Here is a 16885-nt window from a genome sequence, read left to right on the forward strand (position 1 = left end):
ACTTAATGGACATGATCTTTCCCATGCTTTAGCCGACTTAATAATCGATCTAAAAACTTTCGTTCTTTTACGCGAACACCCGTCAATGAAGTAGTAATGTGATCCATTCGCCAACTGACATGACTTTTTCGATCCATGATATAAAATGGCATTTGGGCTTTGACCGCTTTCACTACTGTTTGATCTTCAGGTAGAAAACCAATGAAACGTAGTGATTTTCTTAAAAATTGAGAGCTGACTAATTCGAGCCGATCAAATGTTTCAAGAGCTTCTTCACCATTCGTAGCTCGATTAACAATCACGGAAACAGGCAATTCATTCGCATGATGATGGGCTAATTTTACAAACGCGTACCCATCCATGATGGAAGTAGGTTCTGGTGTAACAACTAGCCATGCTTCATCTGCACTACCAATGAAATCAAACGTTTGATGATTAGCACCGGCACCTAGATCAAGTAATACATAATCATATTCATAGAAGAATCGAAATTCACGTAATAAAAAGGTAATGTCATCACTCGTGAAATTCGTCAATTCAGCAAATCCACTTCCCCCATGAATGAACTGAAGGGTTGGTGAATATTCTACAATTGACTGTTGTAGTGATTCTCTTTTCTTCACACATTCCATCAGTGATAACTTAGAAGATTTACCGAGTAAAATACCAATGTTGGCCATACCGATATCTAAATCGATAATAAGTACCTTCTTGTTTTGAAGAGATAGAGCAACACCTAAGTTGACAGCGACGTTCGTTTTCCCAACGCCACCTTTACCACTAACAATAGCAATCGTTTTAGTTTCATTTACGGATAACTTAGAGCGTAGGACTCGAGCTTGATCTTCTTGCATCATCCCATTCCTCTCTCGACGATCATCTGGGATATCTCTTCTACAGAACTAAACAAGATATCTTCAGGTACTTCTTGACCAGTGGTTATACAATAGATGGGTACATCACTTTCTTCCGCGAGACCAACGATTGACCATAATTCACTTGTCTCGTCCGCTTTTGAGAAAATAATTCCAGATACAGGTACGGATTGAAAGCGATCATACATACGAAGTAGATCTTGATATTTCGCAGTCAGACTGAGTACGAGAAATACATCCGTCTCTTCAAAAGTATGCCGACTTTTTAATTGTTCAACATACCCGACATCAAGGAAATTCCTACCCGCTGTGTCAATCAGAACGATATCGCATGATTGTAATGCTTCTTTCGCTTGTTCAAAGTCATTCAGATCGTATGCAACATGAATCGGGATACCTAGTATATCTGCATATGTGTTTAATTGTTCAATGGCAGATATCCGATATGTATCCGTCGTAATAAGACCGACTCGTTTTTTTTCTGTTAACGTAAAATGTGCTGCTAGTTTTGCAATCGTAGTCGTCTTTCCGACACCTGTAGGACCTGTTAACATAATGAATTTCGAATGCGTCGTTTTCGTCCGAATCTTCGCTTGAACCTCTTCGAGTAATACCGTGTTCAATTCAGCTTGCTGCGTTTGATAATAAGTTGACACAAGTTTCTCGTGTAGGTGTTCTGCCAACTGATTCAACGCTGGCTCCACAAGTAACTTAGCGTACTGTCTTAGTTCTCTTGGTAATGGTCTTTCCCCTGTCGTAATAATTGTAGGGCGTTCTACGATTGATCGCTGTTCTATTTGGTTTACATGAAGGTTCACTCTATTCGGCTGTTCTACTTTAACAGTCCTTTTATCCTCTACATGTTCATCCACCGAACCGACCAATTCTACTTTTCGTTTTGCAAAAACCCCGAAAATACCACCGACTTTTATATGCCGTGTATTCAAGATGATAGCTTCTTCGCCTAACTCCTGTTTAACTCGCTCCATTGCTTCAGCCACCGTATCTGCTACGATTTTTTTCACTATCATTGCTTATATCACCCCAATACTCTTCACTTCGATCGTCGGCATCAATTCGTTATACGATAAGACCGGAATATCCGGGAAGTATCGTTCCGTCAACTGACGAACGAACATTCGAATACTTGGAGAAGTCAGAATGATTGGATGTGCGCCATAGCGTTCAAACTCCATCGTCCGTTCTTGCAGCGTTTCGATGAAGCGACTCGCTTTTTCGGGATCAAGCGCTAAATAATTACCAAACTCTGTCTTCTGGATCGCCGACTGGATATCGAGTTCCATCTCACTTGAGACTGTTACGACGTGTAACACCTCTCCTTGCATGACTTGTTCAGTGATTTGACGTGATAAGGATTGGCGAACATACTCTGCTAGTAATTCACTATCCTTGGTTACTGCGGCATAATCAGCAAGCGTTTCAAAAATTAAAGGTAAATTTCGAATCGATATTTTCTCTTTTAGTAATTGAACGAACACTTTTTGCAAATCCCCAATCGAAAGTAGTTGCGGCGTAACTTCTTCCACTAAAATCGGATGAGATTCTTTTAAATGATCGACCAATTGTTTCGTTTCTTCTCGACCAAGTAATTCAGCAGCATGTTTCTTTAAGAGTTCTGTTAAGTGCGTAGCAACGACAGATGGTGGATCAACGACCGTATAGCCTGACATTTCTGCTCGGCTCCGTGTCTGTTCATCAATCCAGAGTGCCGGCATACCAAATGCCGGTTCAACTGTCTCGATCCCTCGAATCTCTGGATCGTCGACACCCGGACTCATCGCTAAGTAATGATCAAGTAACAGTTCGCCGGTTGCCATCTCACTTCCGCGAATCTTAATCCGGTACTGATTCGGTGATAACTGTAAGTGATCCCGAATCCGAACGGTCGGAAGAACGAATCCGAGTTCAAGAGCTAGTTGCCTACGAATCATGACGACACGATCGAGTAAATCGCCACCTTGCGCTTCATCAGCAAGCGGAATCAAACCATAACCGAATTCGAATTCAATCGTATCAACATTCAGTAAGGAAATAACTGATTCGCTTGATCGTAAATTTTCGCTTGGTGCTTCTTCGACAGCAACTTCTTCTTGCATCGTCTTCGTCGCCTGCTTCATTCGCCAAGCAAAGAATCCAAACAGTGCAGCGATCGGCATCGTGACGTAATCCGGAATCGCCGTGAACAGTCCAAGTAAGAAGATCGCTCCTGCTGCAATTCCAACGAGGAGTGGTGTCCGTGTCAATTGACCGATGACATCCTCTCCAAGATTTCCATCAGACGTTGAACGTGTGACGATAATACCGGTCGCAACCGATATCAAAAGGGCTGGAATCTGACTGACAAGACCGTCACCAACTGTTAGCAACGTATACAAATTGACGGATTCCATCATCGGTAAACCCTGCTGGACAACACCGATGATCATCCCGAAAATCAAGTTGATGATGACGATGATGATGCCTGCGATTGCATCTCCTTTAACGAACTTCGACGCCCCATCCATCGCACCATAAAAATCCGCTTCCGACTGAATTTTTTGGCGACGAGTCCGGGCTTGCAATTCGTCAATCATGCCGGAGTTCAAATCAGCATCGATCGCCATTTGTTTCCCTGGCATCGCATCGAGCGTAAAACGTGCCGAGACTTCCGAGACTCGTTCTGAACCCTTTGTGATGACAAGAAACTGGATTAAGACGAGAATCAAGAAGACGACGAAGCCGACAAGCGCGTTACCTCCGACAACAAAACTACCGAAAGCCTCGATGACTTCGCCACCGTTTCCGTTTGATAAAATCGCCCGTGTCGTTGAGACATTGAGCGCAAGACGAAACAGCGTAACGATCAGTAACAATGTCGGAAATACAGAAAACTCAAGTGCCTCTTTGGCATTCATCGCAACGAGTAGTACCATCAAGGCAATTAAAATATTGATGATGATTAAAAAATCGAGCATGATAGCGGGCAGTGGAATGACGAGCATGAAGACGATCATGATGACGCCTAGCAGAACCGTTAAATCTCGTGTTGATATACTCATGATGCTTCATCCTTTCATTTTGCTTGTTTCAGTTGATAGACAAAGGCGAGCGTTTCAGCGAGCGCCTGATAGAACGTTTCATCCACTGCCATACCAATTTCTGATTGAGCGAATAACGCCCGCGCCAGCGGACGATTTTCAACAATCGGGACATCAGCTGCTGTCGCCTTCTCCCGAATCCGGAACGCGACAGCATCTACGCCTTTAGCAACGACAATCGGTGCCATATGTTTTCCGTCATCGTATTGAATCGCTACCGCATAATGGGTTGGGTTCGTGATGACGACGTCGGCATTTGGTATTTCTTGCATCATCCGCCGCATCGCCATCTCCCGTTGTTGTTGTTTGATTTTCCCTTTGATTTGAGGGTCACCCTCTGTGTTTTTATGCTCATCTTTTAAATCCTGTTTACTCATTCGGATCGACTTCTCGAAATCAAATTTTTGATAAGCGAAGTCCAAAATGGCTAATGCAATCAAAGCGATACTAACAGATAAACCGAGTAAAAATGTTAAATGACCAATGATAGCTAATGCATCACCGATTGGTTCCGAAGTCAACCGTGAAATTTCGACCTTGTTATTCCATAAGACCGTGCCGCTCGTCACACCGATGACAAGCAGTTTAAAGACCGATTTTAAAAATTCGACGAGCGCTTTGACACTAACAATTCGTTTGACGCCTTGTAGTGGATTAATCCGATCCAGTTTCGGTTGGATCGCCTCGCCACTCAAAAGTACACCAATTTGAACAAAATTCCCGAGAACACCGATGACGACCGCTGTTAAAAAGAACGGTGCGACGAGAATTCCCATTTGAATCAGCATCTCGACTAAAATCTGTTCAATTCGTCCCTCCTCAACAGCCTGCAACACTTGACTTGCACTTAGACCATCTTGTAGAACGAGGACGAATCGTCGTCCTAGAAATGGACCAAAAAAATAGAGGACGAGGAACATCGCGAATAACATAAAACTACTTGTCAGATCCGCTGATTTTGCGACTTGCCCCTTCTTGCGGGAATCATCCCGCTTTCGAGGTGTCGCCTTCTCCGTCTTCTCACCAGCGAAGTACTGAAGGTCAAGGCGTAATCGATATGAATGCATGTCCTCAACCTCCTAGTAATCGAATGGCATCTGCAAGTACATCTTGTAGTAATGGAACGAATCGACCGATTCCTGTGATTGTCGCTCCTGCTAATAAAAACAGAATCGCGTATCCCATCAATAGTTTGACGGAAAAACCAATCGCAAAAATGTTGAATTGGGGAGCCGTTTTCGCTAGGAAACCGAGCGCGAGATCCACTAAAAAGAGTGAAACGACTAGTGGCATCGCCATTTGTAAGGCAGTCAACATCGCAAGCCCAACGACACGGATGACAAGGCTCATTCCTGCGTCGCCCGATACCGCAATCAGGCTACCTGGCGGAAAGATTTGAAAACTCGTATAGATGCCGTCAAGTAAAATCAGGTGCATATCAGAAGCGAGCAAGACGAGTAACGTCAGCATGTAATAAAAACGACCAACGATGGGTGACTGCCCACCAAACATCGGGTCATAAGCGGAAGCCATTGCAAGCCCCATTTGCAAATCAATGATGGAACCGGCAATTTGTGGCGCATACAATAAAAAACTGGCAAGTAACCCAAGTGCTAGACCGACTAAAACTTCCGTTCCCATTCGAAAGAAAAAATCGAAATCTTCTACGCGGACATCTGTTTTGACGGCATAACTTGCAAAGTAAGCTAGGCCTGCCGCCAATGCTAATTTATGTTGTGCTGGTAGTTGCTTTGAAGAAAACAACGGAGCTGCAACGAGAAAGCCGACGATCCGACCAAAGATGAGTAAAAAAACACTCAAGAAAGAAAGTAACGTCATTTGCGGGAAACCTCAGCGATTTGTTTGAATAGATCAATCGTAAAGGTCTGTAGCTCCTGCATGATCCAAGGACCAAAAAAGACGAGTGCTAAAAATACGGCAACGATCTTTGGAACGAACGATAACGTCTGTTCCTGAATTTGCGTCGTCGCCTGCAAAATACTAACGAGCAGACCTACGACGAGCGAGACGAGTAGCAAGGGAGCCGATACCTTGAGTAATGTCCAGACGGCAGAACTTGCAAGCTGTATGATCATTTCTTGAGTCATTCGGATCCCTCCCTAACGCATACTGACGAGCAACGATTCAACGATCAGGTGCCAGCCGTCAACTAAAATAAATAACAATAATTTAAACGGTAACGCAATCATGACCGGTGGCAACATCATCATTCCCATCGACATCAGGACACTTGAGACGACCATATCGATGACAAGAAAAGGTATGAAGATCATGAACCCGATTTGAAAGGCCGTTTTTAATTCACTGATCGCATAAGCTGGAACAAGTGCGACAAGTGGAATATCTTCAATTTTTTCTGGTTTTTCATAATTACCGTACTTTAAAAACAACTCTAAATCGTTTGTTCGCGTGTGTTTCGACATGAACCGTTTCATCGTATCTCCCGCTTTATCAAACGCTTCATCTTGACTGATTTTATCTGCCATATATGGTTTTAAGGCCGTCGTGTTTAATTCAGATAAGACAGGCGACATAACGAATAATGTAATGAACAAAGCGAGTCCAACGAGGAGCTGGTTTGGTGGCGTCTGTTGTGTTCCAAGAGCAGAACGGACAAAAGACAACACAACGACAACACGCGTAAAGCAGGTCATCAAAATGAGCAGTGACGGCGCAAGTGATAACAACGTCAGTAACACAAGTAGCTTAATCGATGTCGCTGTTCCTGACGGAGTATCAAGTGATATCAGATTCTCAATCGTATTCATGAGCGACCTCGATTCTTTTGCAGTTGTTCGAGTTGTTGTTTAAACGTCTCAAGAAACGGCGAAGGTGAGGATTTCGGGGAAGACTCTTCAAAATCCGTTGGTTCATATCCTTCCAGATCATCCAATGTATCTAATAATTGTACGTTTTCACCGACACCGACGACGTAAATCTTATCTTGTATCTTGACTAACTGAACCGATCGATCTTTCCCGAGTGGTACTCCACCTAAATGGGTCAATCGTCCGGAATGTCTGACACCTCGCGTTCGTTCGTGAATGAATCGTGTCACAAGGATGAATCCGCCGATCAAGACGATAAGAACGACGACTCCTTTAAAAATAGTCAACGCCATGGAAGGACTCTCATCGACTTGCTGAGTCGCCGGTGCATCGTTCTGAGTTGGATTTAATTTTTCTTCGACTGTTTCTGCACTTACGGGAACCGAAAGCAAAAACAGCAGACAAATCAGCAAAGTCACTTTTTTCATGACGAGACAGTTTTCGAAACCGCTTCTAGTACACGATCTGCTTGGAACGGTTTAACGATGAAATCTTTAGCACCTGCTTGAATAGCATCGATAACCATTGACTGTTGTCCCATTGCTGAACACATGATGACTTTAGCAGCCGGATTAATTGCTTTAATTTCCTTTAAAGCAGAGATTCCGTCCATTTCTGGCATCGTGATATCGAGTGTGACGAGATCTGGTGTTAATTCCTTATACTTTGAAACAGCCTCTAATCCATTCTCCGCTTCGCCAACGACATCGTAGCCATTCTTCGATAAAATTTCCTTGATCATCATTCGCATGAAAGCAGCGTCATCTACGATTAATACTTTTGCACTCATTTTATAGTTCCTCCTTAGAACATCCGAAGACGTTCTTTTGTATTTACGATTTCTGTAATGCGTACTCCGAAGTTTTCTTCAATGACTACAACTTCTCCGGTTGCAATCAACGTGTTGTTTACAAATACATCTACTGGTTCACCTGCTAATTTATCAAGTTCAATGATGGAACCTTGCGTCAGTTCTAGGATATCTCTAACCGATCGTCGTGTACGTCCTAGTTCAACCGTGACGTTCAACGGTACGTCATACAACATACCAATATTAGCCGGCGTACCGTCTACTTGTGCATCACTTAATTGACCGAATTGGACAGGACTGACAGCAACACTTTCTTTCACTACTTGTTCCTGAACTGGAGCAGGTTTTGCTGGCGGTGGAGAAGCTTCAACGGCTGGTGACGGTTTAGGTTGCGTTTGTGCTGCAGGTTGAGCCGGTGAAGGCTCATTTGATACTTCAGTACTCGCTAAGAACAACTTTTGAATGAGTTGTTTAGAAAACTCGAGCGGTGCCAACTGTACGATTTTCGAATCAATCAATGTCCCGATTTTCAAATCGAACTCAATGATGACCATACTGTCCCAAAGAGAGAAACTATCTACGATACTTTTCTCTTGCGAAAAATCAAAAATTTCAACAGCTGGAGGTGAGATATCAATTCTCATGGAGAATACCGTGGACATCGATGTAGCGGCAGCTCCCATCATTTGGTTCATTGCTTCTTGTACAGCTGAAAGCGCAATCGGCTCCATCTCAGCAGTTTCATCAATGACACCATCTCCGCCCATCATTAAGTTCGCAATAATGGAGGCATCCCGTTGTGTTAAGATGAGGACATTTTCACCTTTAAAACCTTCTGTATATCCAACGCGTAAGGCAACATGCGGAATGGGATAACGACTTCTTAATTCATCCATCGTAATCATTCGAACATGTGGCGTCGTAATTTCTACTTTTTGATTCAACAATGCGGATAAAGCGGTAGCTGAATTTCCTAATGAAATATTCCCTACTTCTCCAAGCGCATCGATTTCCATCTCATCTAAAACTTCTTCATCCGATTGGGTATCGCTTGCATCATCAGAATCAGATGGTGTTCCTCTTAATAAAGCATCGATCTCATCTTGCGAAAGCATATCGCTCATGTTATTCCTCCTCAATTCGTTGTATGACTTGTAAAGCGAGATGCTTCCCATTTAGACCTGGTCGCGCCTTGAACATTTTACGATCATCGACGAACAGTTCAACCGGATCAGATGTACGTGTCTTCAGGGATAGACAGTCGCCAACTTCGAGGTGTAACAACTCACCAAACGACAGATCCGTCTGGCCAAGCACTGCTTTCAAATCGACGACAGAACTCATTAATTGAGTCTGCATATGTTCAGACGCTTGATCATTGATTGACTTACGCTTATCTTGTTGCATCCAAAAATGACTGGATAGTTTAGGTAAAATCGGTTCTAATGTAACGAAAGGTAAACATACATTTAATGTGCCACTCACTTCACCGACTGTTACATAAATGGACACAAGAATAACCGTTTCGTTTGGAGAGACGAGCTGGAGAAATTGTGGATTGATCTCAAGATCATCGTATTCAGCTTCTAATTCTGTAATCGATTCCCAAGCCGCTCCATATTGCACAAATGCTCGTTTAAACAGTTGCGTCAATATACGTGTTTCAATTTCAGTTAAGTTCTCAATTTTGTTCATTCCTTCGCCCGGTCCACCAAGCAGACGATCTAACATTGCATAGGCAATATTTGGGTTCACTTCAAAAATGACTTTCCCGTCTAATGGTTGAAGGTTGACCAAATTGATTAATGTCATATTTGGAATAGAATGAATGAATTCGTCATAAGGCAATTGTTCCACTGTATTCACTGTGAACTGGACATATGTTCTTAACTGAGCTGAAAAGTGAGTCGTTAGCACTCGAGCAAATTGCTCATGAATGCGCGTTAAGTTTCGTAATTGGTCTTTAGAGAAACGAAGGGCACGTTTGAAATCATATACCTTAACGCGCCGCTCTTCTTCTTGACTCCTGATTTCCTCAACTTCCATATCTCCACTTGAAATAGCTGATAGCAAGGCGTCAATTTCATGTTGTGATAATACTTCGCTCATGCTGCCACCTCACTGGATGATTTTTTTCGTAGTGTAGACACGTTGGACATCACCCTCTTGGATGAGTTTTTTGAACTGGACACGTAATTTTTCTTCCAGTTTCTCCATGTCGGCTTTCGAATCCAAATCCGATTTTTTCATGGTAGATAAATCCCCAAGAATGATATTGTTAATTTGGAATTTACGTAATTCTAAATCATCCCGTGTTTTTTGGTCATCGGTTACGATTGTAAATTGTACATTCAAGAAACGTTCGTCTGAGATGTTCGTCGTCAAATCATCAGTCTGAAGACTACGTGCATCAAGCTCTTCTCCAGTCGGCTGTTCTACTTTTGCTTTCGTTTCATCTGGAGCAATCAAATATTTCATTACCATGTACCCAGCTCCAACCATCATGAGAGCAACGATGACCATGATCAATGGTAATTTAAGCTTACTTTTCTTTTTCTCTTCTTCCGCCATCATCGATCCTCCTTACACTCGTCAAACCGGTCAATCCGATTTGACGATAAAATTGAATTGCTGCCTCCGTCACTTCCTCCATCGATTCTTGTACGACATACGTTTGTCCACCAATGAGGTGAATCGTCGTATCAGGAGTCGAACGAATGGATTCAATCAAGCTGGCATTAATGACTAATGGTGTTTTCCGTAACGTCGTTAACTGAATCATCGTTTCAGATTGACGAGTTCTTCTAACACTTGGTCACTCGTTGTAATGATTCGTGTGTTTGCCTGGAAACCGCGCTGTGCAATGATCATTTCCGTAAATTCTTCTGACAAATCGACGTTTGACATCTCGAGTGTTCCAGATGTCAATTGACCGAGACCTTTAGTGCTCGGTGTTCCTGTTGCTACCGGACCCGAGTTTTGTGAAGCTGAGAATAAGTTCACACCTGATTTTTCAAGACCACCCGGGTTAGGGAAGTTTGCTAAGGTAATGTACCCTACCGTAGTTAGCGCACCCGTATTATTTACATAAGTGACTAATCCATCCTTCCCAATCGATAAGTTTCGTGCATCGGTAGGGATTTTTAATTTTTGATAACCAGCAGTCGGCGTTGCAGGTGCATCCGGTAAGCCGTTAGGAACAGGACCTGTTGGAACAGCAGCTGTTCCAGTACCAACAACGTAGTTTCCATCACCAGTAACGATGTTTCCGTCTAAATCCGTATAGAAGTTTCCAGATCTCGTATAGCGAATACCTTCCGCTGTCATGACTTGATAGAATCCTTCACCAGAAATCCCGACGTCAAGCGTCCGACCGGTATTTTGAAGTGCTCCTTGGTTGTAGACGTTATCGACTGTTGACATCGATGCCCCAAGACCGACTTGTTTCGGGTTTGTTCCCCCGACATTACCACCCGCACCAGAAGCAGATCCGACAGATTGGTTAACTAAATCCTTGAACGTAACACGCCCTTTTTTGTAACCGAATGTATTAACGTTTGCGATGTTGTTACCGACGACATCCAATTTCGTTTGGAAGTTTTTCAATCCACTGATTCCTGAATACATTGAACGTAACATTATTTTTCCTCCTTAGATTTGATTTGCGTCAGGTCATACACACTGACCCGTTTACCGTTCGATAATTCAGCGATGACATCCACACCATCTCGTTTGACACTTAGTACAGTTGCTGTCTCTTCCGTTGAAGACGTTTCACCCTCAGCGTTAGCAGACGGTGTATAACTGACATCTTTCCCAATCAGGTTACTGTACGTCATCAACGCACCCGCATGCTGATTTAGGATCATCGTTTCCATTCCTTTTCCAATCGATTGCATCTGTTCTAACGAAGAAAACTAAGCCATTTGGGCAATGAACTCTTTATCTTCCATCGGAGCTGTTGGATCTTGGTTCGACAACTGGGCGATTAAAATCTTCATGAACATATCTTTATCCATCGAATTGTTGGATACGGTTTGCTTTTTTTCAGGTAACTGAAACGAAGAACCGTCATTTTTAATCCCTTCCGTCATCTTCTTCCTCCTCTCGCTCTTTTTCTTGCTGATGTGAAGAAGATTCCTGTTTTTCCTGTTCACGTCGTTCTGAAGAGAATCCTTGTTCAAATTCTCTTGCAGCAGTCGCAATGATACCTGTTTCGATTTTCACAACCGGACTCTGTTGATGTAGTGTCGTATGTAGTTTTCCGAGTTGTTGTTCGATCAATTGCTTCGTTTGCTCATTCGCCATGAAAAGCTTAATCGTAAGTTCATTTCCTTTTCGATCTACTTGAACGACTAGTTCACCTAACTGTTCAGGATATAAACGAATAGAGATTTTTGAAGAACCATCTTTACCGTTTATAAAAGGTGCTTGCTTTAACGCCGCTTCGATTCGATTCATAATTTGCTCATCGACCGGTAAAAATGGAACTGTGCGATTCACGCTATTGAAAAGGAGCGCATGATTCATTCGATTTACACTTACTGCCGGTGCTGCTGTATTCGCTTTAATATCTTGTTCCAGTGCTGAGGAGGGCTCTTGACTTTGTTTCTGAATAACATTCACTATTTTATTCTGACCCGTTTCCATGAACTTTTCTTTTGACGGCGTCAGTTCATTTTTGACGGGTAAAATCAACTTCTCCATGTTTTCTTCTACTGGAGCCGTTCCAATACTTTGCACGGAATTTACTTCTGGCTTCAATTGCTGATTCTGTTTCTGTAATACATTTCCGATCAACGTATTAATTTGAGCGGGAGTGATAGATGATTGATCGAGTAGCTGAACAGCAGATTCGATATTTCCTTCTTGAATCGCCTTTAAAATCTGAACAATCTCTCGATGCTTCACCGAATGAATTGGAAGGCTACTGACCTCAGGTTGCTCCAGCACTTCTAAAATCATTTCTGGATGATCCATAAGCGACTGGATATTTTGAAGCAATACAGCCTTTTCAGATTTTCCATCTACATCTACACGTTCCGAATCTTTTAGTGATACATCCGGTATTCCTTGATTTACAGTCAACTCATTGTTCGTTAGAAATTGTAAAAGTGTCGCAAACTTACCTGTTGCATCTGTTGCGTTCCCCATCTCATCGGTACCTATCGCTGTTCCTTGTACCGGATTCATTTGAAGATCTGAAATATTCATGATCTCACCTCTATTCCGAAGCTAATAATTGAGTTAATGCTGCTGCTTTTTTGGCATCCATTTTGGCAATGATTGCAGCTTGCTGTTCTGCATCGATGTTTTCAATGATCGAAACCACTTCAGTTGGGCTGAGCTCATTAAAGATTAATGCTGCTTCTTTAGGTGACATTTCTGCATATACATCAGATACTGGTGTTTTCTTAGTTTTCTTCTCACTCGAAGAAGTAGTTGAAGCAGCAGGAGCTGATGCTTTTTTTAACTGATCCCGTTCTGAGATTAGTTTCGTGATTTCTTGTTCTTTCACTTGCAACGTTTGCTTTTGTTCTTCTTTTTCATTGCGTAATTTCTTAATTTCGTTGTTTGCTACTTTTAAACGTTTGACCAACTCTTGGTCATTAGAGGTAGCAGTAGATTTTGCTGTTTTTTCTGTATCGAACGGTAAAGATAATAATGGTCTTCCGTTCGCATAATTCAACACGAAGTATGCTGTCAGCAAGATGATGATAAACGGGATGATCACTAATGGTAATATCCACTGCTTTGACGTCTTTTGTTCACTCATATCGTTTGACCTCTTTTAAAATGTAGAAGAGATAGCTCATCTAGTTGATTTTGTTCTACTATTGCAAGTTCTCGTCGTACTTCAATAAAATGATTTTCTTGTAGTTTGGTGAATTTTTTCTCTTCGATCATGGCTTCTTTTAATGCCAATTGCGCTTTTTCATAAACGTTCTTAGCTTGCGTGACGAACAACTGTTGTCTCTCGATTTGTTGCTTCACTACATCCCTGGCTCTTTCACGATATTGTGAATCAACCAACTCAATCCGTCCGATTTGATCCTGTTCTTTCAAAAACGTTTCGTACCGGACCAACAGTTGATACAGCTTCTGCATTTCCTCTTCATAACGCATCTTTTTTTCAGCTGTTTCTTTTGAGACTCGATCCTTTTCCGCTTCAGCGAGCGGAATGATTCGTTCATATATCGTTCGCATGTCCGCTCCCCTTATGGAATAATCTGAAATAGTCTTTCAATTGCGGCATCTAAGTCACTCACTTCATGGACAGACTGTTTTAGAAATTCGATAAGTTGTGGATAGATTTGAATGGCCCGATCGATTTCTGGATTTGTTCCGCTTTTATACGCTCCAATGTTAATCAAATCTTCCGCATCTAAATAAGTAGAGAGAAGCTGACGAAAAACGATGGCCTTTTGTTTATGCTCTTCTGAAGTGATTTGATTCATGACACGACTGATGGAGCGTAATACATGAATCGCAGGATATTGTCCTTTGTTCGCTAAATTCCGATCCAGTACAAAGTGACCATCCAAAATTCCGCGTACAGCATCTGCAATCGGTTCATTCATATCATCCCCATCAACCAAGACGGTATAGAATGCTGTGATCGAGCCTTTTTCAGTCTTACCGCTTCGCTCCAAAAGTTGTGGGAGTAGCGCAAAGACACTTGGTGTATAGCCTTTTGAAGCGGGAGGTTCACCTGTCGCTAGTCCGATTTCACGTTGTGCCATTGCAAATCGTGTAACGGAGTCCATCATCAGGACGACATTTTTCCCTTGATCCCGAAAGTACTCAGCAATCGCTGTTGCAGTGTAAGCACCTTTAAGTCGTACAAGGGGCGATTGATCACTCGTTGCTACAACGATGATCGACCGACTCATTCCTTCCTCACCTAACTCCGCTTCGATAAACTCTTTGACTTCACGTCCACGCTCTCCAATTAAAGCAATCACGTTGATATCCGCTGTTGACCGTTTCGCAATCATTCCTAAAAGTGTGGACTTTCCGACGCCTGATCCTGCAAATAACCCAACACGCTGTCCTTCACCTACTGTTAATAACGTATCAATTGCTCGTATCCCAGTTGAGAGTACTTCGCTAATACGTGGGCGACTAAGCGGACTTGGTGGCTTTCTAACAATGGATGTTGTTTTTAAATGCTCTAGGTTTTCACCGTCTAATGGTCTGCCTAGTCCATCTAACACTTGACCTATCAACTCTTCGCCTACAGGAACGTGTAACGGTTTACCTGAAGCAACAACGATGGACCCTGGAGCGATTGCTGTCGTTTCACCATAAGGCATAAGTAGAACATGCCCCTCTTTAAAGCCAACGACCTCTGCTTCAATTTCATGGTGTGCGTTCAATTGAATAAAACAGCGCTCTCCAATTGATACAGCAGTAGGTCCTCTCGATTCGATCATCAAACCAATAACTTGGACTACTTTACCTGAATGTCGAAGCAGATCATCAAATTTAATGTCTTGAATCGCTTCTTGCAAATGTTGAACTTTATACATCCGTCAACACCTCAAAAATCTTTTTCTCAAGATGTTTAAAACTGGAGTGTAACCCACCCGTAATCGCTCCATTTTCAGAATCGATTCTAAAATCACGTGGTGACAATTCTGGATCTAACCGGAGTTGGACACTGACTGTCGCTCCGAGAATAGATTGAATCTTATCTTCCATCATGACTAAGCGTTCAAAATCTTGAGGCGATGCATAGACAAATAATTTCTCGCGATCTCTAAACTGGATCAATAGTTTATGAATCATCTTATACAATGTCTCTTCATCGGAATCTAATAGATTTTCTAGAAATAAATGCGTCGTTTGAAGAGCAGCTACACATAGATCATGTTCCATCATCATAAGTTTCTCTTGAAAACGTTGCTCTAATTTCTCACTTAACGCATTTAAGTCAGACATTGCCTTATCATATGTTGCGAAGCCGCTTGATTGTCCTTCAACAAACCCTGCTTCATACCCTTGCAGCGTTGCCGCCTCGAGCGTTCTTAACTTTTCTTCTTCCAATTGCGCTAGTCTTGATTCGTGTTCTTCCATCAAACGCTTTTCTAAAAGTGTCAATTGATTCTGACGTTCTAACCATTCTTCTTCATAGGAAACCGTAACGAGATTACTGTCATGATCAACGTTTTCAGACGATGCTACTGGCTGATGAATCAAACGCTGCGATTTAGACAAGACACTCTGCCGTTTAATGACGTTAGACAACGATATCATCTCCTCCACCGCGTGCGACGACGATTTCACCCATATCTTCTAAACGACGAATGATACCGACAATTCGACTTTGTGCTTCTTCGACATCGCGTAATCGAACAGGACCCATGAACTCCATATCTTCTTTGAACGACTCGACCATCCGCTGAGACATATTTCGATACACCATGTCTTTGACGTCATCAGATGATACTTTCAATGCTAAAAGAAGATCCTCATTTGAAACTTCACGAATGATACGTTGAATTGCACGTGCATCCAATGTGACAATATCCTCAAATACGAACATCCGCTTTTTAATTTCCTCAGCGAGTTCAGGATCTTGAATTTCAAGCGTATCCAAAATCGTTCGTTCTGTCGTTCGGTCAACTCCATTCAACACTTGAACCACTGCTTCAATCCCGCCTGACTGAGCATAGTCTTGCATTCCTGCTTGAGACAGGTTACGTTCTAAAATCAACTCAACTTCACTAATGATTTCCGGATTCATTCGATCCATCGTAGCAATTCGTCTCGCTACATCCGACTGTGCCTCTGCCGGAAGCTCAGAAAGGATTTGTCCTGACTTCGCTGGATCCAAATGAGCAAGGACTAGAGCAATCGTTTGCGGATGTTCATTTTGAATAAAATTCAATAATTGTTTTGAATCTGCTTTTCGTGCAAACTCGAAAGGACGTACTTGAAGTGTTGATGTGAGGCGATGAATCAATTCCATCGCCTTTTCTTCACCAACAGCTTTTTCTAATACGGATTTCGCAAAACCGATACCACCTTGCGTGATATAGTTCTGTGCCATTGCTAAATCATGAAATTCATCCAGAACACCTGCTTTATCTTCAGGGTCAATTCGTTTCATGCTTGAGATTTGTAACGTCAACCATTCCATCTCTTCTTCACTTAGATGCTTATATACGTTCGCCGCGACTTCTGGACCTAATGAAATCATTAGGACGGCAGCCTTTTCACGACTATTCATCTCTAATTTCTTCATAG

General features: G+C 42.4%; 22 protein-coding genes. All 22 read right to left on the bottom strand.

All coding sequences use genetic code 11. From position 1 onward, the window contains the following. Positions 1-2 precede the first annotated feature (2 nt). The 22 genes from EXW93_RS09980 to fliG all read right to left on the bottom strand — a co-directional run bounded on the left by EXW93_RS09980 (position 3) and on the right by fliG (position 16883). Positions 3-857, bottom strand: coding sequence for a MinD/ParA family protein (locus EXW93_RS09980; protein WP_035396779.1), 855 nt, complete (start codon positions 855-857; stop codon positions 3-5). Continuing rightward, positions 854-1906: a flagellar biosynthesis protein FlhF gene (locus EXW93_RS09985; protein WP_023468701.1), complete on the bottom strand. Its 1053-nt coding sequence runs from the start codon at positions 1904-1906 to the stop codon at positions 854-856. Before EXW93_RS09985 ends, EXW93_RS09980 begins: the two co-directional genes overlap by 4 nt. Positions 1907-1909: 3 nt before the next feature. Next, positions 1910-3934, bottom strand: coding sequence for a flagellar biosynthesis protein FlhA (gene flhA / locus EXW93_RS09990; protein WP_023468702.1), 2025 nt, complete (start codon positions 3932-3934; stop codon positions 1910-1912). A gap of 14 nt (positions 3935-3948) precedes the next feature. Beyond that, positions 3949-5040, bottom strand: coding sequence for a flagellar biosynthesis protein FlhB (flhB, locus tag EXW93_RS09995; RefSeq protein ID WP_023468703.1), 1092 nt, complete (start codon positions 5038-5040; stop codon positions 3949-3951). A gap of 4 nt (positions 5041-5044) precedes the next feature. Then, entirely contained in the window at positions 5045-5812 is a 768-nt protein-coding gene (gene fliR, locus EXW93_RS10000; protein WP_023468704.1) for a flagellar biosynthetic protein FliR, read from the bottom strand. Next, positions 5809-6081 carry a flagellar biosynthesis protein FliQ gene (fliQ, locus tag EXW93_RS10005; protein WP_023468705.1) on the bottom strand — a complete coding sequence of 91 codons (273 nt, stop codon included), beginning with the start codon at positions 6079-6081 and terminating at the stop codon, positions 5809-5811. Before fliQ ends, fliR begins: the two co-directional genes overlap by 4 nt. 12 nt (positions 6082-6093) lie before the next feature. Next, the gene (gene fliP, locus EXW93_RS10010) at positions 6094-6762 is read right to left on the bottom strand and encodes a flagellar type III secretion system pore protein FliP (RefSeq protein WP_023468706.1); all 669 of its coding nucleotides are present in this window, start codon (positions 6760-6762) and stop codon (positions 6094-6096) included. After that, positions 6759-7115 (bottom strand): flagellar biosynthetic protein FliO, encoded by a 357-nt coding sequence (locus tag EXW93_RS10015; protein WP_244150216.1) that lies wholly within the window; start codon positions 7113-7115, stop codon positions 6759-6761. Before EXW93_RS10015 ends, fliP begins: the two co-directional genes overlap by 4 nt. Positions 7116-7246: 131 nt before the next feature. After that, complete coding sequence (locus EXW93_RS10020) at positions 7247-7612, bottom strand: response regulator (RefSeq protein WP_023468708.1); 366 nt, start codon at positions 7610-7612, stop codon at positions 7247-7249. A 14-nt stretch (positions 7613-7626) separates the two neighbouring features. After that, a complete protein-coding gene (gene fliY, locus EXW93_RS10025; protein ID WP_174316415.1) occupies positions 7627-8757 on the bottom strand; it encodes a flagellar motor switch phosphatase FliY in 1131 nt (376 codons plus the stop codon). A 1-nt stretch (position 8758) separates the two neighbouring features. Then, a complete protein-coding gene (gene fliM, locus EXW93_RS10030) occupies positions 8759-9742 on the bottom strand; it encodes a flagellar motor switch protein FliM (RefSeq protein WP_023468710.1) in 984 nt (327 codons plus the stop codon). A 9-nt stretch (positions 9743-9751) separates the two neighbouring features. Next, on the bottom strand, positions 9752-10204 hold the full coding sequence (locus tag EXW93_RS10035) for a flagellar basal body-associated FliL family protein (protein ID WP_023468711.1): 453 nt from the start codon (positions 10202-10204) through the stop codon (positions 9752-9754). Then, complete coding sequence (locus EXW93_RS10040) at positions 10176-10415, bottom strand: flagellar FlbD family protein (RefSeq protein ID WP_023468712.1); 240 nt, start codon at positions 10413-10415, stop codon at positions 10176-10178. Before EXW93_RS10040 ends, EXW93_RS10035 begins: the two co-directional genes overlap by 29 nt. Continuing rightward, complete coding sequence (gene flgG / locus EXW93_RS10045) at positions 10412-11272, bottom strand: flagellar basal body rod protein FlgG (protein ID WP_174316416.1); 861 nt, start codon at positions 11270-11272, stop codon at positions 10412-10414. The genes EXW93_RS10040 and flgG overlap by 4 nt, the downstream gene beginning before the upstream one ends. Next, on the bottom strand, positions 11272-11502 hold the full coding sequence (locus EXW93_RS16460; RefSeq protein WP_174316417.1) for a hypothetical protein: 231 nt from the start codon (positions 11500-11502) through the stop codon (positions 11272-11274). Before EXW93_RS16460 ends, flgG begins: the two co-directional genes overlap by 1 nt. 48 nt (positions 11503-11550) lie before the next feature. Next, the gene (locus tag EXW93_RS16465) at positions 11551-11727 is read right to left on the bottom strand and encodes a flagellar hook capping FlgD N-terminal domain-containing protein (RefSeq protein ID WP_174316418.1); all 177 of its coding nucleotides are present in this window, start codon (positions 11725-11727) and stop codon (positions 11551-11553) included. Further along, positions 11711-12847: a flagellar hook-length control protein FliK gene (locus tag EXW93_RS10060; protein WP_174316419.1), complete on the bottom strand. Its 1137-nt coding sequence runs from the start codon at positions 12845-12847 to the stop codon at positions 11711-11713. Before EXW93_RS10060 ends, EXW93_RS16465 begins: the two co-directional genes overlap by 17 nt. Positions 12848-12857: 10 nt before the next feature. Continuing rightward, positions 12858-13409: a MotE family protein gene (locus EXW93_RS10065; protein WP_174316420.1), complete on the bottom strand. Its 552-nt coding sequence runs from the start codon at positions 13407-13409 to the stop codon at positions 12858-12860. Further along, positions 13406-13840, bottom strand: coding sequence for a flagellar export protein FliJ (locus EXW93_RS10070; protein ID WP_023468717.1), 435 nt, complete (start codon positions 13838-13840; stop codon positions 13406-13408). The genes EXW93_RS10065 and EXW93_RS10070 overlap by 4 nt, the downstream gene beginning before the upstream one ends. Positions 13841-13851: 11 nt before the next feature. Beyond that, entirely contained in the window at positions 13852-15165 is a 1314-nt protein-coding gene (gene fliI, locus EXW93_RS10075) for a flagellar protein export ATPase FliI (RefSeq protein ID WP_035396772.1), read from the bottom strand. Further along, positions 15158-15883, bottom strand: coding sequence for a FliH/SctL family protein (locus EXW93_RS10080; RefSeq protein WP_371811149.1), 726 nt, complete (start codon positions 15881-15883; stop codon positions 15158-15160). The genes fliI and EXW93_RS10080 overlap by 8 nt, the downstream gene beginning before the upstream one ends. Then, complete coding sequence (gene fliG, locus EXW93_RS10085) at positions 15876-16883, bottom strand: flagellar motor switch protein FliG (RefSeq protein WP_023468720.1); 1008 nt, start codon at positions 16881-16883, stop codon at positions 15876-15878. The genes EXW93_RS10080 and fliG overlap by 8 nt, the downstream gene beginning before the upstream one ends. Positions 16884-16885 lie beyond the last annotated feature (2 nt).

This window comes from Exiguobacterium sp. JMULE1, assembly GCF_013337175.1.
In the GTDB taxonomy this organism is placed as follows: Bacteria; Bacillota; Bacilli; order Exiguobacteriales; family Exiguobacteriaceae; genus Exiguobacterium_A; species Exiguobacterium_A indicum.

Bases quoted from the DNA above. Each gene is read 5' to 3' on its own strand.
- EXW93_RS09980 (WP_035396779.1), bottom strand. From the start codon at position 857: ATGATGCAAGAAGATCAAGCTCGAGTCCTACGCTCTAAGTTATCCGTA.
- EXW93_RS09985 (WP_023468701.1), bottom strand. From the start codon at position 1,906: ATGATAGTGAAAAAAATCGTAGCAGATACGGTGGCTGAAGCAATGGAG.
- flhA (WP_023468702.1), bottom strand. From the start codon at position 3,934: ATGAGTATATCAACACGAGATTTAACGGTTCTGCTAGGCGTCATCATG.
- flhB (WP_023468703.1), bottom strand. From the start codon at position 5,040: ATGCATTCATATCGATTACGCCTTGACCTTCAGTACTTCGCTGGTGAG.
- fliR (WP_023468704.1), bottom strand. From the start codon at position 5,812: ATGACGTTACTTTCTTTCTTGAGTGTTTTTTTACTCATCTTTGGTCGG.
- fliQ (WP_023468705.1), bottom strand. From the start codon at position 6,081: ATGACTCAAGAAATGATCATACAGCTTGCAAGTTCTGCCGTCTGGACA.
- fliP (WP_023468706.1), bottom strand. From the start codon at position 6,762: ATGAATACGATTGAGAATCTGATATCACTTGATACTCCGTCAGGAACA.
- EXW93_RS10015 (WP_244150216.1), bottom strand. From the start codon at position 7,115: ATGGCGTTGACTATTTTTAAAGGAGTCGTCGTTCTTATCGTCTTGATC.
- EXW93_RS10020 (WP_023468708.1), bottom strand. From the start codon at position 7,612: ATGAGTGCAAAAGTATTAATCGTAGATGACGCTGCTTTCATGCGAATG.
- fliY (WP_174316415.1), bottom strand. From the start codon at position 8,757: ATGAGCGATATGCTTTCGCAAGATGAGATCGATGCTTTATTAAGAGGA.
- fliM (WP_023468710.1), bottom strand. From the start codon at position 9,742: ATGAGCGAAGTATTATCACAACATGAAATTGACGCCTTGCTATCAGCT.
- EXW93_RS10035 (WP_023468711.1), bottom strand. From the start codon at position 10,204: ATGGCGGAAGAAGAGAAAAAGAAAAGTAAGCTTAAATTACCATTGATC.
- EXW93_RS10040 (WP_023468712.1), bottom strand. From the start codon at position 10,415: ATGATTCAGTTAACGACGTTACGGAAAACACCATTAGTCATTAATGCC.
- flgG (WP_174316416.1), bottom strand. From the start codon at position 11,272: ATGTTACGTTCAATGTATTCAGGAATCAGTGGATTGAAAAACTTCCAA.
- EXW93_RS16460 (WP_174316417.1), bottom strand. From the start codon at position 11,502: ATGATCCTAAATCAGCATGCGGGTGCGTTGATGACGTACAGTAACCTG.
- EXW93_RS16465 (WP_174316418.1), bottom strand. From the start codon at position 11,727: ATGACGGAAGGGATTAAAAATGACGGTTCTTCGTTTCAGTTACCTGAA.
- EXW93_RS10060 (WP_174316419.1), bottom strand. From the start codon at position 12,847: ATGAATATTTCAGATCTTCAAATGAATCCGGTACAAGGAACAGCGATA.
- EXW93_RS10065 (WP_174316420.1), bottom strand. From the start codon at position 13,409: ATGAGTGAACAAAAGACGTCAAAGCAGTGGATATTACCATTAGTGATC.
- EXW93_RS10070 (WP_023468717.1), bottom strand. From the start codon at position 13,840: ATGCGAACGATATATGAACGAATCATTCCGCTCGCTGAAGCGGAAAAG.
- fliI (WP_035396772.1), bottom strand. From the start codon at position 15,165: ATGTATAAAGTTCAACATTTGCAAGAAGCGATTCAAGACATTAAATTT.
- fliG (WP_023468720.1), bottom strand. From the start codon at position 16,883: ATGAAGAAATTAGAGATGAATAGTCGTGAAAAGGCTGCCGTCCTAATG.